This window comes from Flavobacterium sp. (assembly GCF_044348915.1).
GTDB lineage: Bacteria > Bacteroidota > Bacteroidia > Flavobacteriales > Flavobacteriaceae > Flavobacterium.
The window spans coordinates 1-2,738 of sequence record NZ_JBIKRX010000149.1; the positions used below are offsets into that span (position 1 = coordinate 1).

The window sequence follows — 2,738 nt, forward strand, 5'->3', positions numbered from 1 at the left end:
CATGAAAGTACAAAATATAAAAAGATTCACCTAATAAATCCAATGACTATGTGGCATGAATTCGAATTTTATTTCACGTCATTTTGACATGAAATAAAATCCCTATATTTGAGACTGATTAGTTACCTTATTTTTTTAAGTTTTAAATTTTTGCTAAAAATACTCATTTTCCGTTGTAAATGAATTTTCTTTGTACAAAGAAATTGTCTTTACTATTATGAATAAAATATATTATCTCGCTTCTTGCGATACTTGCCGAAAAATCATTAAGTCTTTGCCTAATGGACATAATTTGATTTTTCACGACATCAAACAAGACCCAATTACAATCGAAGAATTAGAAGAAATGCAACGTCTTGCTGGAAGTTACCAAGCGCTTTTTAGCAAAAAAGCACAACTTTACAAATCAATGGATTTAAAAAATAAATCCTTGACCGAAGCTGATTTCAAAAAATACATTTTGGAACATTACACTTTTTTGAGCCGACCCGTTTTTATTATTGACGGTACAATTTATATTGGCAACAGCCAACAAAATATGCTTCAAGTAATGAAAGCACTATCGAATGTCTAAACGAACTCTTGCCATTATTGCCGCGACCCTAGTTTCCATTTTTTACGGAATGACATTTACCATTGCCAAAGATGTAATGCCAAAACACATCGGAGCCTATGGTTTTTTGATAATTCGGGTAGGTGGTGCCACCGTTTTGTTTTGGTTGTCTTGGCTTTTTGCTAGAATTCCGGAAAAAGTTCGTGCCGAAAAAATAGATCGTGCCGATTTCCCTCGCATTATTGCAGCAGCATTTTTTGGAGTGACGCTAAATATGCTTTGCTTTTTCAAAGGTCTAAGTTTGACTTCTCCCATTTCTACCTCCGTACTTATGGTTTCTACACCGATGATTGTACTGGTGCTTTCTGCCATAATAATGAAAGAACGCATTCAAAAACGAATGGTTTTTGGACTCGTTCTAGGCTTAATTGGAACCTCTGTACTCATTCTTTACGGAAAATCAATCAAAAGCGAACCCCAAGCTAGTTTAGGAAATCTTCTGGTGTTTGCCAATGCAATTTCCTATGGCTTGTACTTGGTTTTGGTCAAAAAATTGATGGCAAAATACAACGCATTCAATTTTGTAAAATGGGTGTATCTCATAGGTTTTGTAATGATTGTGCCCTTTGGCTGGAACGAGTTATCTGTTGTAGATTGGTCAATAATGCCAACTGACATTTATTGGAAAATAGGTTTTGTAGTTGTTTTTTCGACCTTCCTGACCTATTTACTCAATTTGCTTTCGATGAAAGAACTAAAACCAACAACCGTGGCTGTCTTTATCTATTTACAGCCGTTTTTTGCCACTATTTTTGCCATTGGTTTAGGAAAAGACGAGCTGACTTTAGTTAAAATCATTTCGGCAATTTTGATATTTGCAGGCGTATATTTGGTAACGCAGAAAGCCCCCTAACCCCAAAAGGGGGAATTCATAAGTTGTTTAAATTCCACCTTTGCGGTTAGGGGCTTTTTTTCTTATCTTTGAATTCTTTTAGAAAAATATATGATACAATCAATGACTGGATTTGGCAAAGCTACTTTGCAATTGCCAACCAAAAAAATTACGGTTGAAGTAAAATCCTTGAATAGCAAAGGTTTGGATTTAAGCGTCCGAATGCCTTCGTCTTACCGAGAAATGGAACTAGGTTTGCGCAACCAAATTGCTTTGAAACTCGAAAGAGGAAAAGTGGATTTTTCGATCTTTATCGAAAGTACCGCCGAACAAACTTCGACGAAAGTAAACGTACCGATTGTGAAAGCCTACATCAATCAATTGCGCGAAGTAAATCCTTATGCAGAAGAAACCGAATTGATGAAAATGGCCATCAGAATGCCCGACACTTTAAAAACCGAAAGAGAAGAAATCGACGAAAATGATTGGTCGGAAATTCAGAAAGTGATTATGGAAGCTTTGGATTATATTGGAGACTTTAGAAAAGATGAAGGTGCTTCCTTGGAAAAAGAATTCCAGCTGCGCATTGGCAACATTCGTCAATATATGAATGACGCTTTGGCTCTTGATCCAGAACGTGTTCAGGCGATTAAAGACCGTTTGCAAACCGCAATTTCCGAGTTAAAAGTCAATGTAGACGAAAATCGTTTCGAACAAGAATTGATTTATTACCTAGAAAAATTAGACATTACCGAAGAAAAAGTTCGTTTGACCAATCACCTTGATTATTTCCTGGAAACGATCAACGGAACGGAAGCTAATGGTCGAAAACTAGGTTTCATCACCCAAGAAATGGGACGCGAAATCAACACAATGGGCTCCAAATCAAATCACGCACAAATGCAAAAATTGGTCGTGATGATGAAGGATGAATTGGAAAAGATTAAGGAACAGGTTTTGAATGTGTTGTAAATCAAACCAATGAAAAATTATACGATTTTATTTTTTCTTTTTTTGGCTTTTGGATGCAATAACCCAAAAGAAAAAAAGAGTTTAATTCTAGCAAAAAAAGAAGAGAGTAAAATTGTTAAAAAGGATAGTGTTAAAGAAATTACTGAAATAGTTTTAAGAGAAAGTTTTGTTGACAGTACAAATATTGGAATAAAAGGAAATAGGTATAGGCGTTTAGGCCGCCCAAAAACGAAAATAGTATTACCTTTGTCAAATGAGTACAAGGGAGAAATTTATAGGTGTGAATTCAATAACATTTAACAAGCGATTTAAGGAAGATGC

At 35.4% G+C, this 2,738-nt stretch carries 4 protein-coding genes; all 4 read left to right on the forward strand.

The window, feature by feature from the left end; genetic code table 11:
- The first annotated feature begins 217 nt into the window (after positions 1–217).
- Complete coding sequence (locus ACIQ1E_RS14100; RefSeq protein ID WP_396172007.1) at positions 218–574, forward strand: arsenate reductase family protein; 357 nt, start codon at positions 218–220, stop codon at positions 572–574.
- On the forward strand, positions 567–1,466 hold the full coding sequence (locus tag ACIQ1E_RS14105) for a DMT family transporter (RefSeq protein ID WP_396172009.1): 900 nt from the start codon (positions 567–569) through the stop codon (positions 1,464–1,466). Before ACIQ1E_RS14100 ends, ACIQ1E_RS14105 begins: the two co-directional genes overlap by 8 nt.
- A 90-nt stretch (positions 1,467–1,556) precedes the next feature.
- Positions 1,557–2,417, forward strand: a complete 861-nt coding sequence (locus ACIQ1E_RS14110; RefSeq protein WP_396172010.1) for a YicC/YloC family endoribonuclease — start codon at positions 1,557–1,559, stop codon at positions 2,415–2,417.
- A gap of 9 nt (positions 2,418–2,426) precedes the next feature.
- Positions 2,427–2,717 (forward strand): hypothetical protein, encoded by a 291-nt coding sequence (locus ACIQ1E_RS14115; RefSeq protein WP_396172012.1) that lies wholly within the window; start codon positions 2,427–2,429, stop codon positions 2,715–2,717.
- The last annotated feature ends 21 nt before the right edge of the window (positions 2,718–2,738 follow it).